20 protein-coding genes are annotated in these 18,549 nt (G+C 68.2%); 5 read left to right on the top strand and 15 right to left on the bottom strand.

Annotated features, from left to right (window positions below):
* Window positions 1-18: 18 nt before the first annotated feature.
* From MVF96_RS07725 to MVF96_RS07710, 4 genes are all read right to left on the bottom strand, one after another.
* Window positions 19-1,269 (bottom strand): SfnB family sulfur acquisition oxidoreductase, encoded by a 1,251-nt coding sequence (locus MVF96_RS07725; RefSeq protein ID WP_247451816.1) that lies wholly within the window; start codon window positions 1,267-1,269, stop codon window positions 19-21.
* Window positions 1,266-2,393, bottom strand: a complete 1,128-nt coding sequence (sfnG, locus tag MVF96_RS07720; protein WP_247451815.1) for a dimethylsulfone monooxygenase SfnG — start codon at window positions 2,391-2,393, stop codon at window positions 1,266-1,268. Before sfnG ends, MVF96_RS07725 begins: the two co-directional genes overlap by 4 nt.
* 67 nt (window positions 2,394-2,460) lie before the next feature.
* On the bottom strand, window positions 2,461-3,639 hold the full coding sequence (locus tag MVF96_RS07715; protein WP_078112211.1) for an LLM class flavin-dependent oxidoreductase: 1,179 nt from the start codon (window positions 3,637-3,639) through the stop codon (window positions 2,461-2,463).
* A 199-nt stretch (window positions 3,640-3,838) separates the two neighbouring features.
* Window positions 3,839-4,177 (bottom strand): rhodanese-like domain-containing protein, encoded by a 339-nt coding sequence (locus MVF96_RS07710; RefSeq protein ID WP_247451814.1) that lies wholly within the window; start codon window positions 4,175-4,177, stop codon window positions 3,839-3,841.
* 18 nt (window positions 4,178-4,195) lie between these two features.
* On the opposite strand from MVF96_RS07710, the gene MVF96_RS07705 reads away from it, so the two are divergent.
* On the top strand, window positions 4,196-4,579 hold the full coding sequence (locus tag MVF96_RS07705; protein WP_247451813.1) for an Lrp/AsnC family transcriptional regulator: 384 nt from the start codon (window positions 4,196-4,198) through the stop codon (window positions 4,577-4,579).
* A 34-nt stretch (window positions 4,580-4,613) separates the two neighbouring features.
* Here MVF96_RS07705 and MVF96_RS07700 read toward each other — a convergent pair whose 3' ends face one another.
* Window positions 4,614-5,276 (bottom strand): TetR family transcriptional regulator, encoded by a 663-nt coding sequence (locus MVF96_RS07700; protein ID WP_058250799.1) that lies wholly within the window; start codon window positions 5,274-5,276, stop codon window positions 4,614-4,616.
* A 161-nt stretch (window positions 5,277-5,437) separates the two neighbouring features.
* Between MVF96_RS07700 and MVF96_RS07695 the strand changes: the two genes are divergently transcribed.
* The 4 genes from MVF96_RS07695 to MVF96_RS07680 all read left to right on the top strand — a co-directional run bounded on the left by MVF96_RS07695 (window position 5,438) and on the right by MVF96_RS07680 (window position 9,017).
* Entirely contained in the window at window positions 5,438-6,553 is a 1,116-nt protein-coding gene (locus tag MVF96_RS07695) for a ferredoxin reductase (protein WP_205333105.1), read from the top strand.
* 69 nt (window positions 6,554-6,622) lie between these two features.
* Window positions 6,623-7,837: a fatty acid desaturase family protein gene (locus MVF96_RS07690; RefSeq protein ID WP_205333104.1), complete on the top strand. Its 1,215-nt coding sequence runs from the start codon at window positions 6,623-6,625 to the stop codon at window positions 7,835-7,837.
* Between the two features lie 89 nt (window positions 7,838-7,926).
* Window positions 7,927-8,418, top strand: a complete 492-nt coding sequence (locus MVF96_RS07685) for a hypothetical protein (protein WP_205333103.1) — start codon at window positions 7,927-7,929, stop codon at window positions 8,416-8,418.
* A gap of 101 nt (window positions 8,419-8,519) precedes the next feature.
* Window positions 8,520-9,017, top strand: a complete 498-nt coding sequence (locus MVF96_RS07680) for a DUF4395 domain-containing protein (protein ID WP_205333102.1) — start codon at window positions 8,520-8,522, stop codon at window positions 9,015-9,017.
* Window positions 9,018-9,028: 11 nt separating this feature from the next.
* Here MVF96_RS07680 and MVF96_RS07675 read toward each other — a convergent pair whose 3' ends face one another.
* From MVF96_RS07675 to stf0, 10 genes are all read right to left on the bottom strand, one after another.
* Window positions 9,029-9,205 carry a hypothetical protein gene (locus MVF96_RS07675; protein WP_171011688.1) on the bottom strand — a complete coding sequence of 59 codons (177 nt, stop codon included), beginning with the start codon at window positions 9,203-9,205 and terminating at the stop codon, window positions 9,029-9,031.
* A gap of 30 nt (window positions 9,206-9,235) precedes the next feature.
* Complete coding sequence (locus tag MVF96_RS07670) at window positions 9,236-10,183, bottom strand: Ppx/GppA phosphatase family protein (protein WP_165630282.1); 948 nt, start codon at window positions 10,181-10,183, stop codon at window positions 9,236-9,238.
* The gene (locus MVF96_RS07665; RefSeq protein WP_165630283.1) at window positions 10,180-10,716 is read right to left on the bottom strand and encodes a DUF501 domain-containing protein; all 537 of its coding nucleotides are present in this window, start codon (window positions 10,714-10,716) and stop codon (window positions 10,180-10,182) included. Before MVF96_RS07665 ends, MVF96_RS07670 begins: the two co-directional genes overlap by 4 nt.
* On the bottom strand, window positions 10,713-11,387 hold the full coding sequence (locus MVF96_RS07660; RefSeq protein ID WP_247451812.1) for a septum formation initiator family protein: 675 nt from the start codon (window positions 11,385-11,387) through the stop codon (window positions 10,713-10,715). The genes MVF96_RS07665 and MVF96_RS07660 overlap by 4 nt, the downstream gene beginning before the upstream one ends.
* A 12-nt stretch (window positions 11,388-11,399) precedes the next feature.
* The gene (eno, locus tag MVF96_RS07655; RefSeq protein ID WP_058250807.1) at window positions 11,400-12,683 is read right to left on the bottom strand and encodes a phosphopyruvate hydratase; all 1,284 of its coding nucleotides are present in this window, start codon (window positions 12,681-12,683) and stop codon (window positions 11,400-11,402) included.
* Window positions 12,684-12,867: 184 nt separating this feature from the next.
* Window positions 12,868-13,656, bottom strand: a complete 789-nt coding sequence (locus MVF96_RS07650) for a lytic transglycosylase domain-containing protein (protein WP_065631991.1) — start codon at window positions 13,654-13,656, stop codon at window positions 12,868-12,870.
* A 248-nt stretch (window positions 13,657-13,904) separates the two neighbouring features.
* The gene (locus MVF96_RS07645) at window positions 13,905-14,834 is read right to left on the bottom strand and encodes a formylglycine-generating enzyme family protein (protein WP_418930424.1); all 930 of its coding nucleotides are present in this window, start codon (window positions 14,832-14,834) and stop codon (window positions 13,905-13,907) included.
* Window positions 14,831-16,753 (bottom strand): adenylyl-sulfate kinase, encoded by a 1,923-nt coding sequence (gene cysC, locus MVF96_RS07640; RefSeq protein WP_247451811.1) that lies wholly within the window; start codon window positions 16,751-16,753, stop codon window positions 14,831-14,833. The genes MVF96_RS07645 and cysC overlap by 4 nt, the downstream gene beginning before the upstream one ends.
* On the bottom strand, window positions 16,753-17,742 hold the full coding sequence (gene cysD / locus MVF96_RS07635; RefSeq protein WP_264186743.1) for a sulfate adenylyltransferase subunit CysD: 990 nt from the start codon (window positions 17,740-17,742) through the stop codon (window positions 16,753-16,755). The genes cysC and cysD overlap by 1 nt, the downstream gene beginning before the upstream one ends.
* Complete coding sequence (gene stf0, locus MVF96_RS07630; RefSeq protein ID WP_058250810.1) at window positions 17,739-18,548, bottom strand: trehalose 2-sulfotransferase; 810 nt, start codon at window positions 18,546-18,548, stop codon at window positions 17,739-17,741. Before stf0 ends, cysD begins: the two co-directional genes overlap by 4 nt.
* Window position 18,549: the final 1 nt, after the last annotated feature.

Below are 18,549 nucleotides of genomic sequence, written 5' to 3'. Positions count from 1 at the left end.
ACGCCGGACGCCCCCCGGTCAGATCACGCCGTGCAGGGGCGGCTCCTCGCCGCGCAGAACCCAGCGCCCGATGTGCTGGTACTTCCATCGCACGGGGTCGTGCAGCGTGTGCGTCCGGGCGTCGCGCCAGAAGCGATCCAGACCCCCGCCACCGGCGGCACTGCGGGTCCCGCTCACCTCGAACAGGGCCGACGCCACCGAGGGGGCCACCCGGTCGGCCACCACCTTCGCCGTCGCGACTGCGATCGAGGCCTCCGCGACCAACTCGCGCGAGGGCGATTCCGGGGTACCTCCCACCGCCGCGTCGACTCTTCGACCGGCCGCGGCGAGGGTCGCCTCGGCGGTCGCGACCTCGACCTCCAACTCGCCGAAGCGCTGCACCAACAGCGGATCATCCACTGCTCGTTCGACATTCGCCTCGAACCACGGTCGCGACTTCGTACGCACGAACTCCGACGCCGCGCGCAGCGCACCGCGGGCGATACCGACGTCGATCGCCACGTGGAGCAGCTGGGCGAAGGCGCCGTAACCGGTGGGCGCAGACGTTGCCGGTGCACGCGCCACCAGATCCGCGAGACCCACGCCGACCCCGCTGAACCGGACGGTCCCCGAGCCGGTCGTGCGCTGTCCCACCGCATCCCAGTCGTCGACGATCTCCACGCCGTCGGCATCGGCCGGGACGAACGCCACGTACTCCCCGGGCGCGACGTCGCCGACGGCGACGTCCAACCGCGCGAGGACGGCGAGGGTGTCCGCGAACAACGAACCGGTGCAATAGAACTTCTCACCGTCGAGGACGAATAGCGTCGATGCTCGATCGGCCACCGGACTCAACCGTGTCGAGATGTCGGCGATGGTCTTGCCGCCCCGCTCGGACTGCGCGTTGGCCACCCGTCCGCCGGCGAGGACGTCGGCGAAGATGCGCTCCTGCAACACTTCTCCCGCGGACAGGCGGACGAGGTTGAGGTAGACGAAGTGGCTGTGCGGGATCTGCGCGATGCTCGCGTCCGCGGCGGCCAGGATGGACACCACCTCGGCGAGCGCACTGGGACGCAGGTCGAGACCACCGAACCGAGCCGGGACGGTGAGTGCCAGCAGCCCCGACTGCGACAGACGGTCGATCTCGGCATGGGGCAACCGACGTTCGCGGTCGCGCTCGGCCGCTCCGACCGCGAATTCGGCGGCCAATTCGCGCGCCATCGACAGCGCCTCGGCCTCGGACCCGATCCGCACGGCGGACCGGACCCGCGCCTGGCTCACTGCGGTCACGCCACTCCCGCAGGCGTCGGGGCGGTGTCGCTCTGGGCGCCCTCGATCTCGCGCACCAGAGGCAGCACCTTCTCACCGAAGTACTCGATCTCCTCCTGGAAGTGCAGGAAGCCGCCGAGGATCAGGTCGATGCCCAGACGCTTGTAGGCGACGATGCGTTCGGCCACCTGCTCCGGGGTGCCGATCAGCTGGGTCCGGAAGCCGTCGTTGTACTGGACGAGGTCCTCGAACGACGAGTCGGCCCACATGCCCTTCTTGTCGCCTGTCGAGTTCCCGGCCTGCTGGACGGCGTCCCGGAAGCCCTCCACCGCAGGGCGATTCGCCTTCTCGACGATCTCGCGCAGAGTGTCGCGGGCCTCTTTCTCGGTGTCCCGCGCGATGATGAAGCCGTTGAGCCCGAATTTCACCTCGCGCTCGTGGGCACGTGCGACGGCGCGGAGGTCGTCGAGCTGCTCGGTCACGCCGTCGAAGTCCTTGCCGTTGGAGAAGTACCAGTCCGCGTAGCGTCCGCCGTTGTTGCGGGCGGCCGAGGAGTTCCCGCCCTGGAACAGCTCGGGGTTCGGACGCTCGACGGTGTTGAGCGGCTTGGGCTTCAGCGTGAAGTCGTGGATGCGGTAGAAGTCGCCGCGGTAATCGACCTCGTCCTCGGTCCAGATCTTGCGGATCACCTCGAGGAACTCTCCGCTGCGCCGGTACCGCTCGTCGTGCTCGAGCCACGGCTCGCCGAGGTGGGTGAACTCGTCCTTGAACCAGCCGCTGACGACGTTGATCGCGAAGCGACCCTTGGACAGATGGTCGGCGGTGGCGCCGAGCTTGGCCAGGACGGCCGGATGCCAGAGCCCCGGGTGCACCGCCGCGATCACCTTCAGCCGCTGCGTGGCGAGCAGGAGTGCGAGGCTGAAACTGGTGGATTCGTGCTGGTATTCGGCTCCGTAGCTCGCCTCGTACCGCACCTGCGACAGCGCGTACTCGAAACCGTTGTTCTCGGCGGTCTGCGCGAGTTTGACGTTGTAGTCGTAGTCCCAGCCGGTGCGTTGCTCGATGGTGCTGGTGACCAGGCCACCGCTGACGTTGGGCACCCAGTAGGCGAACTTGATCTGGTCCGCGATGGACTCGGTGGACATGGCTACCTCCGCGAGGTGTCGGTTACATGGCGAGAAGGGACGTGGTGAAGGTGAAAAGTGTTGTCGATCAGGATGATGCGGCCTGCAGACGCGGCAGGAACGCGGTGCGCACGGCCACGGACGGGCCGGCCGACGCCGGGTCGAGCAGTCCGAGCCGGGCGAGAGCGGGCCGGACCCCGTCTCCGAAGTGGTACGCCTCTTCGAGATGCGGATAGCCCGACAGGATGAAGTGGTCGAGTCCGAGCGCGGCGTACTCGGCGATGAGTGCGGCCACTTCGTCGTAGGAGCCGACCAGCGCCGTACCCGCACCACCACGGACGAGTCCGACCCCGGCCCACACGCCGGGGTGGATCTCCAGCGAGTGCGGATCGTTGTGGTCGGCGAAACCAGCTCCACGACCGTGGAGTTCGGACATACGTCGCTGACCCTCGGACTCCGAGCGCGCCAGATTCTGCTGGGCGGTCGCGACCTGCGCCGGATCGAGCGCACCGAGCAGACGGGCCGCCTCGGCCCAGGCCTGCTCCGACGTCTCGCGGGCGATCACGTGAAAACGGATGCCGTGCGAGAGTTCCCGGCCCTGCGCGGCCGCGAGGCCGTTGACCCACGCGATCTTCTCGGCCACCGCGTCCGGACGTTCGCCCCAGGTGAGGTAGGTGTCGGCGTGCTTGGCGGCGACGTCACCGGCGGCCGGCGACGATCCGCCGAAGAAGATCTCCGGCGTCGGATCGGGACGGCGTCCGAGCTGCGCACCCTCGACGCGCAGGTACTTCCCCACCACGTCGACGGGTTCTTCCTCGGTCCAGAGCCGCCGGATGATCTCCAGGTACTCGTCGCAACGCTCGTACCGCGCGTTCTTCGCCAGGAAGTCGCCGAAGGCGCGCTGTTCACTCGACTCGCCGCCGGTGACGACGTTGACCAGAAGGCGGCCCTGCGAATGCCACTGGAACGTGGCGGCCATCTGGGCGGCCAGCGTCGGCGAGATGAGCCCGGGGCGGAACGCCACCAGGAATTTGAGGCTCTCGGTGGCGTCGATCAGAGCGGCGGTGGTCAGCCAGGCGTCCTCGCACCAGAGACCTGCCGGGGTCAGGACGGCTTCGAAGCCGTTGGCCTCGGCGGCGCCGGCGAGCTGTTTGAGGTACCGCAGATCGGCCGGCCGGTCCCCTGTCATCTGGCTGCCGTGTCCGCCCGCGATCAGATTGCGCGAGTCGCCGTAGGTGGGCAGGAACCAGTGGAAATGCAGAGACACCGCGAGGGCACCTTTCGGTCGGGTCGGCACGTGACGAGCACGACACCGCCTCGACTCCCGCCTCAAGGCGAGTGGGCCGGCGCGGTGCCTCGGCCCAGTGTCCGGCACCATCGCGTCGACGGACCACAGTTGAAATCGCCCTGGGGGCAAATCGACAACCGCGGGGCCCGGCCGCTAGGCGTCGGCGGATACGACTGTTTCAGCAGTCACAGACCACCGAGTCCAGTGGCACGGTGAGCGGGTCTTTGGACCGGATGATCCGGCTGTGATCATTCTCGACGGGGTAGCCCTCGCGCGCCCAGTACTCGTAACCGCCGATCATCTCCTTGACCCGGTAACCCAGCTTGGCGAACTCCAGCGCGGCCCGCGTCGAACCATTGCATCCGGGCCCCCAGCAGTACGTCACAACCGGTGTGCTCGTTGCTATCTCGTCGACGGCGCGCGCGGCGATCTGGAACGTCGGCATGTGCACGGCTCCGACGATGCGCCCCTGCGCCCACGCCGCCTCACCTCGTGAGTCGATCAAGACGAAGTTCACACCGCGTTCCTGATCGGCGTGCACGTCGGACGCATCGGTCTCGAAGCCCGCCTCGAAGAATCCGGGGTGATCAGCGGCTACAGCGCCAGCGTCGACCCCGAGCGGCTCGGGTTCGCGATCCTGGCCTTCCTACGGCTGCGGTATCCCAGCAGCAGGTACGAGCCGTTGCACACCCTGCTCGCAGGGCTACCCGAAGTCATCGAGGCGCATCACGTTACCGGCGACGACTGCTTCATCATGAAGGTCGTCGCCACCGACATGAAGCACCTGGAACGGGTCAGCGGCATGGTCGGAACCCTCGGCAGCGTCACGACCAACGTGGTCTACTCCTCCCCGCTGCCACCTCGCCCGCTACTCCCGCCCAGCGGGTCGGGACTCACCGAGAGCGCCGACAAGCTGTAGGCCGGCAACTACCAGGACGTCCGATCCCCGCCGCTCAATCGGTCGACGGGCGCCATTGACCCATACCGAGGAAGACCATCACGAGTTGTCGCTCGGTGCGCTCGACGATCTCCTGCTCGGCGGAACGTCCGCGATACTCACCGTCGAGCAGATCGGCCACCGCGGTGAGCATGATGATGACGATCAGCTCCGCTGCCAGTTCGAGGTCGTCGGACTGCCACCGTGCCAGGTCCGGGATCCGGGCGAGATCGATCGCGAGTTCCTTGGAGAACAACCGGAGTTCGGTGTCGATCGCGCGACGGATCTCGGCGATGCCGCCCCGCTGCTCGCGCACCAGGAACCGGAATTGCGACTCGTTCTCGCGGACGTGCCGCAGCAGGATGGCCAGCGAGTTCTGTGCGGTGGGCAAGGCGTCACGCGCCGCCAGGTCGCGTCGTCCCTCACGCAGCGCCCGTCGCAGGACGCGCATCGAGTCCTCGACGACGGTGACCCCGAGATCCTCCATCGATGCGAAGTGGCGATAGAAGGCGGTCGGCACGATCCCGGCGCCACGGGCGACCTCACGGAGGCTGATGCTGCCGAAACTGCGCTCGCCGACCAGTGACCGCGTGGTGTCCAGCAACGCCTGTCGCGTCTGGTTCTTGCGGTCCGCACGGGTCTGCGCATCGCGCCGGCTCGGCTCTCGCGTGCGTGTCACGCACCCGAGTCTATGCGTCGGGTCAGCCGACGCGGCGGAGAGGCACAGGCGGTGTCGTGACGGCAGTCACATCAGCGAACACTTGACGATCGACCATCGCGCTGTGTCACACTTGTCGGCGTACACATGTACACCGAAACGGACCGAACGGAGCCCAGCCCATGAGCATCCGCACACCCCAGGACCAGACCCGCGCCGGCACCGGCGCCGAGCCCGGCCGGTGGAGCCGTCTGGTCGGTTCGATCGTGGAGGCAGCGCTGTCGCCGCATCCGGTCGACCGTTACCTCGAGTTGCTCGATCCGATGATCACCTGGCGCGATCTGCGCGGCGAGATCACCCATGTCGAGCGTCCCACGGCGCGCACCGTCCGCCTCACCATTCGTCCGACCCGTCAGTGGCGAGGCCACGAGGCCGGCCAGTTCGTGCAGCTCAAGGTCGTCATCGACGGCGTTCGGCACACCCGCTGCTTCTCGCCGGCCAACGCCGCCGCGGGCCCGCACGGCGAGATCGAGCTGACCATCACCGCACACGACGACGGCTTCGTGTCCACCCACCTTCGTGAGCACGCCCGCGCCGGGGACGTCGTCGGGCTGTCCGCCGCCGACGGCGAGTTCGTGCTTCCCGACACCGACCCGACGTCGGCGGTCTTCGTCAGCGGCGGCAGCGGGATTACACCTGTACTCTCAATGGCGCGAACACTCGTCGCCCGACAGTACGCGGGACCGATCACGTTCGTGCACTATGCGCGCACCCCGGCCGACGTCGCCTACCGCGACGAGTTGCGTCAGCTCGCGGACAGCCATCCCCGGTTCGACCTGCGCCTCTACCACACGCGCGACGACGGACACTTCAGCGCCGACCACCTCGAGGGAATCCCGGGATTGTCCGACGCCGACGTGTTCGTCTGCGGCCCCGCCGCCCTCATGGACGAGGTCGCACGGGTCCATGCCGAACTCGCCATCAGCCAGCCGTTGCACAGCGAGGCCTTCGCGCCGATCATCCCCGCCGTCGACCCCGACTCCGTCGAGGGCGAGGTCACGTTCTCCTCGTCGGGGACGTCGGCGGCCAACGACGGCCGTCCGATCCTGGACCAGGCCGAAACGGCCGGGCTCACGCCCGAATCCGGGTGCCGGATGGGGATCTGCTTCTCCTGCGTCGCGACGAAGAAGTCGGGGTGCACCCGCAACGTCCTGACCGGCGAGATCGACGACGAGTCCGACACCCAGATCCAGCTGTGCATCAGCGCGCCGGTCGGCTCGGTCGACATCGACATCTGATGCCCGCGAGCTGATCCCCCAGATCCACCCTTCCCAGCCACATCTCCTCTCCGAGAAGGAGGCAATGCCATGACCATCGACATCAGCCGTGACGTCGAGACCACCATCGACGACAACCTGCCCGCGCTGCACCGCGTCGGCGCCGACCAGAAGGTCGCGGACGACCCCAACACCGTCGTCATGTCCTACGCGCAGGTCGAGGCGCTCGGGCGGGACCTCGACGCCCTGCGGGCCCGGATCGTCGCCGACCTGGGCCAGAAGGACCGCGACTACCTCTACTCGGTGATCCGCGCCCAGCGCGGTTTCGAGATCGGCGGACGCGCACTCATGTACCTCGGGTTCTTCCCGCCCGCATGGATCGCCGCGGTAGGCGCCCTCTCGGTGTCGAAGATCCTCGACAACATGGAGATCGGCCACAACGTCATGCACGGTCAGTACGACTGGATGCGCGAGGACACCTACAACTCCCGCGAGTTCGAGTGGGACACCGTCTGTCCGGCCGATCAGTGGAAGCACAGCCACAACTACCTGCACCACACCTTCACCAACATCCTGGGTGAGGACCGCGACATCGGTTACGGCATCCTGCGAATGGACCGCGATCAGAAGTGGAACCCCTACTACCTGGGCAACCTCGGCTACGCGACCGCACTCATGCTGCTCTTCGAGTGGGGCGTCATGCTGCACGACCTCGAAGCCGAGAACGTCATCGCCGGCAAGCGCAAGTGGAGTGACATCAAGGGCCTGGTGAAAGGCATGTGGCGCAAGGCCGGTCGTCAGGTCCTCAAGGACTACGTCGTCTTCCCCGCGCTCACGGGCCCGCTCTTCGTTCCGACCCTCATCGGTAACGCGACCGCCAACCTGGTGCGCAACGTGTGGACCTACTCGATCATCTTCTGCGGCCACTTCCCCAGCGGTGCACAGACATTCACGTCCGAGGAATGCCAGAACGAGACGCGGGGCCAGTGGTACCTGCGGCAGATGCTCGGTTCGGCCAACATCACCGGCAGCCCGTTGTTCCATGTGATGAGCGGCAACCTCTCGCACCAGATCGAGCACCACCTCTTCCCCGACATCCCGGCCAGTCGCTACCCCGAGATGTCCGCGGAGGTCCGGGAGATCTGCGAACGCTACGGACTGCCGTACAACACCGGCTCGCTGAGCCACCAGCTCGCGTCGACCTGGAAGAAGATCGCGAAGCTGTCGTTGCCCAACTGGATGACGCGCGACGACAACGATCTGACCGTCATCGTCGAGCGCGAGAAGCCCGCCTCGGTCGCCTGACGCCGGTTTGATCGGTGTGCCCCGGGGGTAGGCTCTGGGCACACCGATCAGGCTCCAGCCGCAACCAACTGCAGGGGATTCCCGAAGCGATGGTCGACAGCATCGAACGCAACAAGGATCTGTTCCAGGAATTGATCGAGTCCACGGCCACCCATGTCGGCCGGATAGCGACCATCATCACCGGAGCCGTCGCGGGCGTGACCCGCGAGATCGGTGAGATCGTGACCGACGGGTTCGAGATGCGCGAGGCCGCCCGCAAGGCCAAAGCCGACGCCCACCCGCGATACGACGCGAGCGGCATCATCGACGCCGAGTTCGCGGACGCATCGTCCGAGGTGGACACCTCGGCCCCGTACGCCGAATCCGAACAGGCCAGAGAGGCGACCGGAGTGGACATGGACGAACTGCCAGACCGCATCGACGTCGGTGAGCAGACCGGTATCGACCAGGAGGGCGAGGTCTCCCGCGAGGCTGAACTCGCCTCCGACGGCGGCGAGACCGACAAGGACGAACCGGACGTCGACGACCCGCGGGACATCGCCGCGTCCGAGCCGCGAATGGACCCGACCGCAGGGTCCTGACCGGCACCGATCGATTCACCCTGGGCGCAATCGTTGCCCGATGGGGCCGTCGCACGTACCTTGGTCGGCGATTGTCCCCGCTCTCCGGAGGTTGTTGCCCGATGTCGGTGCGCTCTGTCCTCACGTTCCCGAACCCGGTCAACGACTACGCCGCGCGCAGTACCGCCGGGTTGGTCGTCGTCCTCGCGATCATCGCGGTGTCGGTGAACACCCCCGTGCTCTACGGCATCCTCGCCCTGGGGTTTGCGCTGCGTGTGGCATCGGGACCGACCCTGTCGCCTTTCGGGCAACTCTCGGTGCGCTTCCTCGTGCCGAAGATCATCCGCAAGGAGAAGCTGGTCCCCGGGCCGCCCAAGCGGTTCGCCCAGACCATCGGCCTCGTCGTCAGCGGGACCGCCTTCGTGCTCACCCTGCTCGGCTACGGGCTCGCCGCCCAACTCGCCACGGGCGTGCTGATCGCCGCCGCTACTCTCGAGGCCGTCTTCGGCTTCTGCCTGGGCTGCACGATCTTCGGATTCCTGCAGCGCCGCGGTGTCATCCCCGAGTCGGTCTGCGAGGCGTGCAACAACATCTCGCTGCGCGATCCGGCTGCCGTCTGATCCGACGCCGCTCAGCCGTCGGACTTCACCGAACGGTCGGGAACGGTCATGGCCATCATCATGATCTCGGTCTCGCTGTAGTCGCGGCCGGGATGTTCGGCGGCGAGGTGGGCCTGGACCGACGGCACGAAGTCGGCTTCGAGGGCCGTGATGGACTCACCGCAGGGACAACGCAGGTTGTATGCCATGCGACGCATGGTAACTGGATCGAGCACCGCTCAGTCGAGTATTCCCAACGCGATCCCGTCGAGGATGTCGTGTTCGCTCACGACTAGTTCGTCGATACCGGCACTTTCCGACAGCACTCTCGCGAGCTCGAGGGTGATCAGTGATCCGCCGCCGATGACGTCGACGCGCCCGGGGTGCATCGGTCCGAGCGCCGCGCGGTCGGCGCGTGTCATACCGATCAGGTTTCGGCAGACCCGGTCGAGTTCGGGCAGCGAGATCGTCGACAGATGGATCGCGTCCGAGTCGTACTCGGGGAGGCCGGCACCGAGCGCGGCGAGCGTCGTCATCGTGCCGGCGACGCCCACCCAGGTGCGAGCGGACTGAACCGGCACCGCGGCGAACGCCTCAGCGAGACGTTCGCGCGCGAACTCGGTCGCCGCGGCCAGTTCGGCCGGCGTGGGCGGGTCGGACGGCAGAGCACGCTCGGTCAGCCGAACACACCCGATGTCGGCCGAGTACGCCGCGGTCACCCCGTCCGCATCGCCCAGGACGACTTCCGTCGAACCGCCGCCGAGGTCGGTGACCACGAACGGCCCATCCGCCGAATCCAATTCGCCGACTGCCCCGCGGAACGACAGCCGCGCCTCCTCGTCGCCGGTGATGACCTCGGCGATCGCGCCGGCGGACACGCACCCGAGCAGATCGGCGGTCATGGCGAAGAACTCGTCGCGATTCGACGCGTCACGGGTCGCGGAGGTGGCGACCATCCGCACTCTCTCGACGCCGAGCGCTTCCATCGTGTCGACATAGTCGCTGAGGGCGACGCGCGTCCGCCCGATCGATTCCGCGGCGAACATCCCGGTCGCGTCGACGCCGTAACCCAGTCGGACCACACGCATCTCACGATGGAGATCGACGAGTCGCCCGTCCGGGCCCGGCTTCGCCACGAGCAGGCGGATCGAGTTGGTGCCGCAGTCCACGGCTCCGACGACGGTCACTCGTCGGTCCCCGCGTCCGACGCCTCGGGCCAGTCCTCCGGAATCGCGGTGCCGCGCAACCCGTTCGCGGCCGCGAGCGCCACCGCCTCGTCACCGAGCGGATTGAGTCCCGGACCCTTGGCGAGGGAGTGCGCAATCAGGACGTGCAGGCACTTCACCCGGTCCGGCATACCGCCACCGGTGAAATCGGTGCCGAGGGGTTCGATCGCGTCGCGTTCGGCGAGATAGTCCTCGTGCGCACGGCGGTACGCCGCGGCGAGTTCGGCGTCGTCGTGCAGGCGCGCGGTCATGCCCTTCATGACGCCGGCCGACTCCTGGCGGCTCGCCTCGGCGGTCAGCCGCGGATCGGTCAGGTAGTACAACGTCGGGAACGGTGTGCCGTCGGGCAGCCGGGGCGCGGTCTTGACGACCGCGGGCTTCCCGTCAGGTGTGCGGTAGCTGATCTCGAGGACCCCGCGCGGTTCGCGTCCGAGCTGGGCGGCAACCGTGGCGAGATCCTCCGCGGAGACACCGTGGCCGGAGGAGGAGCTCACTGCACGCCGGGAGGGGTCGACAGCGTGTCCCAGAGATTTCCGTACCACGGTGCGCGGGCGCGCTCTTCGGCACGTTCGGCGGCCTCGCGCCGTGCCTCGTCGGCGGGGAACAACATCACGAGCGGGATCTCTCCTGGTTTGACGAACTGCAGACGCGTCCGCGCCTGGGCCTCGATGTAGGCGGGATCGTTCTGCTCGTTGACCTTCTGCTGATAGTCCGCGACCTCGCGTTGCAGCTGCTCGTTCGACGCGGTCAGCTGGCGGAATTCCGAACGCTGACTGAAGTACGTCCGCAGCGGCATCGCGAGGGTCAGTGCCACCACGCACACCACCACGACGGTGATGACGAGCGTCGCAAGGCCGGCCGGGGTCATCTCGACACCACGCAGGCGGGCGCCGATGCCGGCGCGGGCCGGACGTCGGCGGGTTCGAGGCACGCGCTCCGGCGCCACCCGACGAAACCCGGAATCCGAGGTGTCGTCGGCGACCGGTGCGTCGAGATCGGCGGGAAGCTCGTGCCCAGCCGCCTCGACCGCTTCCTCGGGCACCGTCGACGACGCAGGACGAGCGTGCCGCCGCGTGCGACGGGCACGTTCGCGTGAGCGCGCGTCTACCCGACCATCGCGCCCACGCTGACGCCCGTCACCGCGGTGACGTCGCTGCGAAGCCATGCAGACAGCTAATCACGAACCAAACGAGAAACGCGGGAAGGCGAGGTCGCCCGCGTACCGTGCCGCGTCGCCGAGTCCTTCCTCGATCCGCAGCAGCTGGTTGTACTTGGCGACGCGCTCGGAGCGGGCCGGGGCGCCGGTCTTGATCTGTCCACAGCTGCAGGCGACGGCGAGGTCGGCGATGGTGGTGTCCTCGGTCTCACCGGACCGGTGACTCATCATCGTCTTGTAGCCGTTGTTGTGCGCGAGTGCGACGGCGTCGAGGGTCTCGGTCAGGGTGCCGATCTGGTTCACCTTCACGAGCAGTGCGTTGGCGATGCCCTTGGAGATCCCCTCCTCGAGACGCTCGGGGTTGGTGACGAACAGGTCGTCACCGACGAGCTGCACCCGATCGCCGATCGACTCGGTCAGCTTGGCCCAGCCGTCCCAGTCGTCCTCGGACAGACCGTCCTCGATCGAGACGATCGGGAAGTCGCTGATGAGCTTCTCGTAAAACGACACCATCTCGTCGGCGCCGAGTTCCTTGCCCTCGAGCTTGTAGGCACCGTTCGAGAAGAACTCGGTCGCTGCGGCGTCGAGCGCGATGACGACGTCGCGGCCGAAGTTGTAGCCGGCCTTGCCGACCGCCTCACCGATGACCGCGATGGCCGCCTCGGTGTTGGGCAGGTCGGGGGCGAAGCCACCCTCGTCGCCGAGTGCGGTGCTCATGCCCTGCTTGCTCAGGACGCCCTTGAGGGCGTGGTAGACCTCGGCACCGCACCGCAGCGCCTCCTTGAAGGTCGGCGCGCCGACCGGGGCGATCATGAATTCCTGGAAGTCGATGCCGTTGTCGGCGTGCTCGCCACCGTTGATGATGTTCATCATCGGCACCGGCAGGATGTGGGCGTTGGGTCCGCCGATGTAACGGAACAGCGGCAGCCCGGCCGATTCGGCCGCGCCCTTGGCGACCGCGAGCGAGACACCGAGCAGCGCGTTGGCGCCGATACGGCTCTTGTCGGGGGTGCCGTCGCAGTCGAGCAGTGCCTGGTCGACGAGGCGCTGTTCCTCGGCCTCGATCCCGATCACGGCCGGGGCCAGTTCCCCGAGGACACCCTCGACGGCCTTGGTGACGCCCTTGCCCAGGTACCGGTCGCCACCGTCGCGCAGTTCGACGGCCTCGTGTTCGCCGGTCGACGCCCCGGACGGCACGGCGGCCCGGGTGAAGGTGCCGTCATCCAGGACGACCTCGACCTCGACCGTCGGGTTGCCCCGCGAATCGAGAATCTCACGCGCACCTACCTGCTCGATGATTGCCACGGTTGCACCCCAATCTCGGTGGACGAGTTCGTCGGCGTGATCCCAGGAGATGTGTCCTCCGACGGGGCCGCCTACGCCGACGACGGCCGGTTCTGGTGCCGGCCGATAGGCAAGAGCCTAGTGGCTGCGCCGAAGCCGCACGTGACAAGGTCGACGCAAGCGCTGAAGCCCTTCCCGGCAGGGTTCAGAAGCGGACGTTGATCGAGTAGGCGTTGGCGTGATCGCGCACGTCGAGGACGTAGGCCATCGAGTTGTTGTAGGTCCGGACGGCCTTCTCCCACCCTTCCGGCGTCGTCATGTCGTTGCCGGCGGAGACACACAGATAGCGGGCCGCCGAGAGGGCGGCGTCGTCGATGTTGTCGGGGTCGGGGACGCCGTCACCGTTGGCGTCGACGCCGTAGCGCTTCCACGTCTCCGGGATGAACTGGAACGGCCCCATCGCTCGATCGTGGGTGGCGTCGCCGTCGAGTGCGCCGCCGTCGGTGTCGAGGATCTCCATGTTGCCGCGGGTGCCGTCGAGTTTGACGCCCCGGATGGGCGGGTTGACGTCGCCGTTGTCGGCCACGTCGGAGCCGCGGTAGTGGCCGTGTTTGCTCTCGACGCCGGCGATCCCCGCCAGCGTGGTCCAGTTCAGCCCGCACTCGGGGTGTTGCTGGCGCTGGATCTCGGCGGCGTTGCCGTAGGCCTGGAGCGAGACGACCGGGATACCGGTGGACTCCGCGATGGGCACGGCCCAGTCGTGCATCCTGTCCGCGGTACGCCCGGGTGCGTTGATGTCGATGTAGGGCTGGGGCACGCCTGCCCCCGGCGGGATGCCCTCCGGGATGTCCGGCCTGGTCAGCGACGGCAGGTCGATGCAGCCGGCCAGCAGCACCGACGACGCGACCGCCACGGCCGAGGCCATGAGGCCGTTCCTCCACGGGTTCGGCCGCCTCGACTCCCGACGCACCGCATCCCGGCCCTCCACACGCATTCCTGCCCTACTCCCCTCTCCGGTCCGACGACTTTCGGGCGGACACCGCCCGAGGGGAACCACGATCGCACAGCCGATCGGGTCTCCCGGAAATCGACACACAGTCTGCTGATCCAACTGACCACGGCGGAGTTCGGTTCCCGGGCGCCGGGAGCGCAGCGAGCGGGCCCTGTGTCCCGGGCGCCGGGAGCGCAGCGAGCGGGCCCTGTGTCCCGGGACTTGCGGACGGGTTGTCGGCCGGACGGGTGTCAGCCGGCCGCGGGACCGACGGTCCGGAACCCGATGTTGCTCGCCGTCGACTCCGGCGTGTTGTGCGATCGCGCGGCGACCCGGTAGCGATGACAGTACGAGTCGTGGCAGAGATGGCTGCCGCCCCTCAGGACGCGAGCGCTTCCCCGGCCCGGCCCCAGCGGGTTGCTGCGGTCGGACACGCGGTAGTACCGGGCGCTGAACGTGTCGGCGCACCACTCCCAGACGTTGCCGGCGCACTGGTACAGGCCGAAGCCGTTGGGCTCGAAGTCCCGCACGGGCACGGTACCGACCCGGGCGGTCGGCGCATCCGGGAACTCGCCGCGAAAGATGTTGCAGCGGGGCGCTTCTGCGGTGGGTGGTTCATTCCCCCAGGGGTATCGGGCCCCGCGCAACCCACCCCGCGCCGCGTACTCCCACTGCGCTTCGGTGGGCAGGACACGTCCGGCCCAGGCGCAATAAGCCTGCGCATCACGGTGACTGACATGGACGACGGGGTGGTCGGCCAGACCGTCGACGCTGCTTCCGGGACCCGCCGGGTGGCGCCACGACGCACCTTCGACGGCGAGCCACCACGGCGTTCCCGGCACGGGTTCGCCCGGCGCGGTGGCGTAGGTGTGGAACACCGCGGAACCACCGAATCGCTCGGCATCGGTCCGGTGTCCGGTCGCCGCGACGAACGTGGCGAACGCGGCGTTGGTCACCGTCGTCGCGTCGATCGAGTACGCACCGAGCTCGACGTCGTGCACCGGTCGCTCACCATCGGTGCGGTACCCCTCGTCGAAGGCGTCGCCCATGGCGAAGCCCCCGGCCGGGATGTCCACCGTCTCGATCGGGTGCACTCCGGGACCGCCACCGGCGTGCTCGGCCGGCGGGAACGGCGCACCCGGGCCGCCGTGCGCGGGTCCCGGGGGATGACAGCAACTCACCCCGCCATGATGCCGCGATCCATCAGCGCACCGAGGATGAGCGACGCCAGCCGGTCGATGTCCGCGCCGGTGGTGTCGAATCGCAGATCGGGGCTCTCCGGACTCTCGTAGGGCGCATCGATGCCGGTCAGCCCGCGGAGTTCGCCGCGACGCGCGCGTTCGTAGAGGCCCTTGGGGTCACGGCGTTCGCATTCGGTGACCGGCGTGGAGACGTGGACCTCGATGAAGTCGAGGTCGGCGGCGCGGTGCAGTTCACGCGCGATCTCCCGGTCGGAACGCAGCGGCGAGACCATCGACGCGATCGCGATGACCCCGGCGTCGGCGAAGAGTCGGGCAACGTGGCCGACACGGCGGATGTTCTCCGCGCGGTCACCGGCGGAGAAGCCGAGGTCGTCGGAGATCCCGTGCCGGATGTTGTCGCCGTCGAGGAGGTAGGCGACGCGCCCGCGGCTGACGACGGCCCGCTCGAGCGCGACGGCGACGGTGGACTTGCCCGACGCCGGTAGACCGGTGAGCCACACCGTCGCTCCGCGCTGCTGGGTGTGCGCCCATCGTTCCGCACGCGCCAGCGAACTCGGATGCCATTTGATGTCGTTGCGCGTCGCCTTACCCGGGATGACCTCGCGCGGCTCGAGGATCGTCCCCGCGCCGACCGTGTCGTTCGAGGCCTCGTCGATGAGGATGAACGCGCCGGTGTCGCGGTTGCTCGCATAGGGGTCGGCCGGCACCACCGACGACGTCCGCAGCGTGACGGTGCCGATGTCGTTGAGCACGAGCTCACCGGGGGCGACATGCTCGATGAGGGTGTCCGGGTCGAGGCGCCGCTCGAGGGACTGGACGGTGGCGCGGACCGTCGACGGGCCGTGCTTGAGGGCGACGCGGTCACCGGCCCGCAGCGGCGAATTCGACAACCAGCACACGTGCGCATCGATCTCGCGGGCCAGGACCGGTACATGCGCTCCGTCCGCACCGCTCACGATGACGTCGCCGCGACCGATGTCGATGTCGTCGGCGACCTGGACTCCTACCGAGAGAGGCGCCACCGCAACGTCTCTCGTGGGATCGAGGGTATCGAGCGCCGTGACGGTCGACCGGCTTCCCGACGGCAGCACGACGATCTCGTCACCGACGCGCAGTGTCCCGGAGGCGAGCCGGCCGGTGTAGGTACGCCGGTTCGACTCGCTGGGACGCGACACCCACTGGATCGGAAGGCGCAGTTCCTCGGTCACCGGCGCGGGCGCGTGGAGCTCGACGTCCTCGAGGTACTCCAACAGCGTTGTCCCGGAGTACCACGGGGTGTTCGACGAGCGGTGCACGACGTTGTCCCCGTGCTTGGCGGCCACCGGGATCGCCGGGATCTCCCCGATCCCGAGTTGCACCGCGAGTTCGGCGAGGTCGGCCCGGATCTCGTCGAAACGGTGCTCGGAGTAATCGACGAGGTCGATCTTGTTGACCGCCGCGATCACGTGCGGCACGCCCACGAGAGTTGCGATCCGGGCGTGGCGTCGGGTCTGCCGCAGCAGGCCGTGCCGGGCGTCGACGAGCAGGATCGCCACGTGCGCGTTCGACGCCCCGGTGAACATGTTGCGGGTGTACCGCTCGTGTCCGGGGGTGTCGGCGAGGACGTAACTCCGTGTGGGCGTGGAGAAGAAGCGATAGGCGACATCGATCGTGATGCCCTGTTCGCGTTCGGCGCGCAAGCCGTCGGAGAGGGCGGCCAGGTCGACATCACCGTCGCCGTCGGTGACCGCGGCGAGATGATCGGTCGGCAGACTGCCGGTGTCGTGCAGAATCCGGCCGATGAGCGTGGACTTGCCGTCGTCGACACTGCCCGCGGTCGCGATCCGCAGGAATTGCCTTGCGGACGTGCTTGTTTCGTCACCGGCGGGGACGACCGGCTGTGGCGAGGTGAGAGTCATCAGAAGTATCCTTCGCGCTTGCGGTCTTCCATGGCGGCGCTGGACGTGCGGTCGTCGGCGCGGGTCTCCCCGCGTTCGGAGACGGTGGATTCGCTGATCTCGGCGATGATCTCGGCGATCGTGGTGGCCCGCGAGCGAACCGCCCCGGTGATGGTCAGGTCACCGACGGTGCGGTAGCGCACCCACTCGGTCCGTACCTCTTCACCGTCGCGGGGCCGTGAGTACTCCGAGACCGAGAGCAGGATGCCGTCCCGGTCGAAGACCTCCCGCTCGGCGGCGAAATAGATGGAGGGCAGCTCGAGGCCCTCGAGCTCGATGTAGCGCCAGATGTCGGTCTCGGTCCAGTTCGAGAGCGGGAACACACGCACCGACTCCCCACGACGGATCCGCCCGTTGTACAGCGACCACGGTTCGGGTCGTTGGGCGCGGGGATCCCATTGCCCGAACTCGTCGCGGAAGCTGAAGATGCGCTCCTTGGCGCGGGCACGCTCCTCGTCGCGGCGGGCGCCGCCGAACGCGGCGTCGAATCCGCCCTCCTCCAGCGCATCGAGCAGGGTGCGGGTCTGCAGGCGGTTCCGCGAACCCGACGGGTCGGTGGACTCGGCGACTCGTCCGGAGTCGATGGACTCCTGGACCGAGGCCACGATGAGTTCGATGCCCTCGGGATTCTCGGCGGTCGGCGCGACCCGTCGGTCACGGAATTCGATCACCTCGTCGAAATTGTGGCCGGTGTCGACGTGCATGATCGGGAAGGGCAGGGGCGCGGGCCGAAATGCCTTCTCGGCCAACCGGAGCAGGACGATGGAGTCCTTGCCGCCGGAGAACAGCAGCACCGGCCGCTCCAGTTCCGCCACCACCTCGCGGATGATGTGCACCGCCTCGGCCTCCAACACCCGGATGGCGGTCACATGGTCGAAGTCGTCGGCGTCCCCGGGCCGGGCCCGGTCGCCGGTCGCCCGGTCGAGCGAGGTCTCGTCTACAGCGGTCACAGTGGGTATCCGTTTCGTTCGGCGTCTTCTCGATAGCGTCGGGCCCACTCCTTGGACCGCGAATTGGACTGTGGCTTCAGCGGTGGCGGCGGCGCCAGCTCCGGGTCCTGCCCGATCTTCTCCAGCACCAGTGCGGTCGCCTTCGTGGGATCGGTGACCAGGTCCCGGAACCCGATCTCGAGCGGTTCGATCCCCTCGGCGGCGAACCAGTTGCGCCACTGTCGTTCCTGGTCGCTCAAGATGCCGGCGAGATGGGCGATACCGCCGGCGTGATACACCGCCTCGTCGTGCTCGTCGGTGTCCGAGCCGTCGTGCCGCCACACGCGGGTCTGCACCGCGCGCCACATCGACACCGCTTGCGGCACAACATCTTCTCGATGGACGTGCACGTAGAGCGGATCGGCTCCGTCGAACAGCCAGCGGACGGCGCCGCGCAACGAACCCGACGCGACCCGGCTGCGCGAGATCAGCAGCGGAGTCTGGTTCCACATGAGCTTGCCGCCCCACACCCCGTTCGGCGTGCGACCCGCCGCCCGCACATCCGAGCGCCAGGTGGCCGAATCGCGGGTGTCCACCACCCCGGGATCGAGTGGCTCCAGGAGCTCGAGGATGGTGGGATCGCTGACACCGGCGAACCATTCACGCGGCTGCGGAGCCGCCGAGGAATCCGAGAAGTACTGGAAGAACTCCTCCGGACGACCCGCGACGCCGGTCGCGGCGAGCGACTCCACCAGCAGCGTGCTGCCGCTGCGCTGGCTGGCACACACCAGATAATTTGCCGGTCCCGACGAGGACTTCGCTGACATG

The organism is Gordonia hongkongensis, from assembly GCF_023078355.1.
GTDB classification, from domain to species: Bacteria; Actinomycetota; Actinomycetes; order Mycobacteriales; family Mycobacteriaceae; genus Gordonia; species Gordonia hongkongensis.
This window is presented reverse-complemented; position numbering and strand designations above follow the sequence as displayed.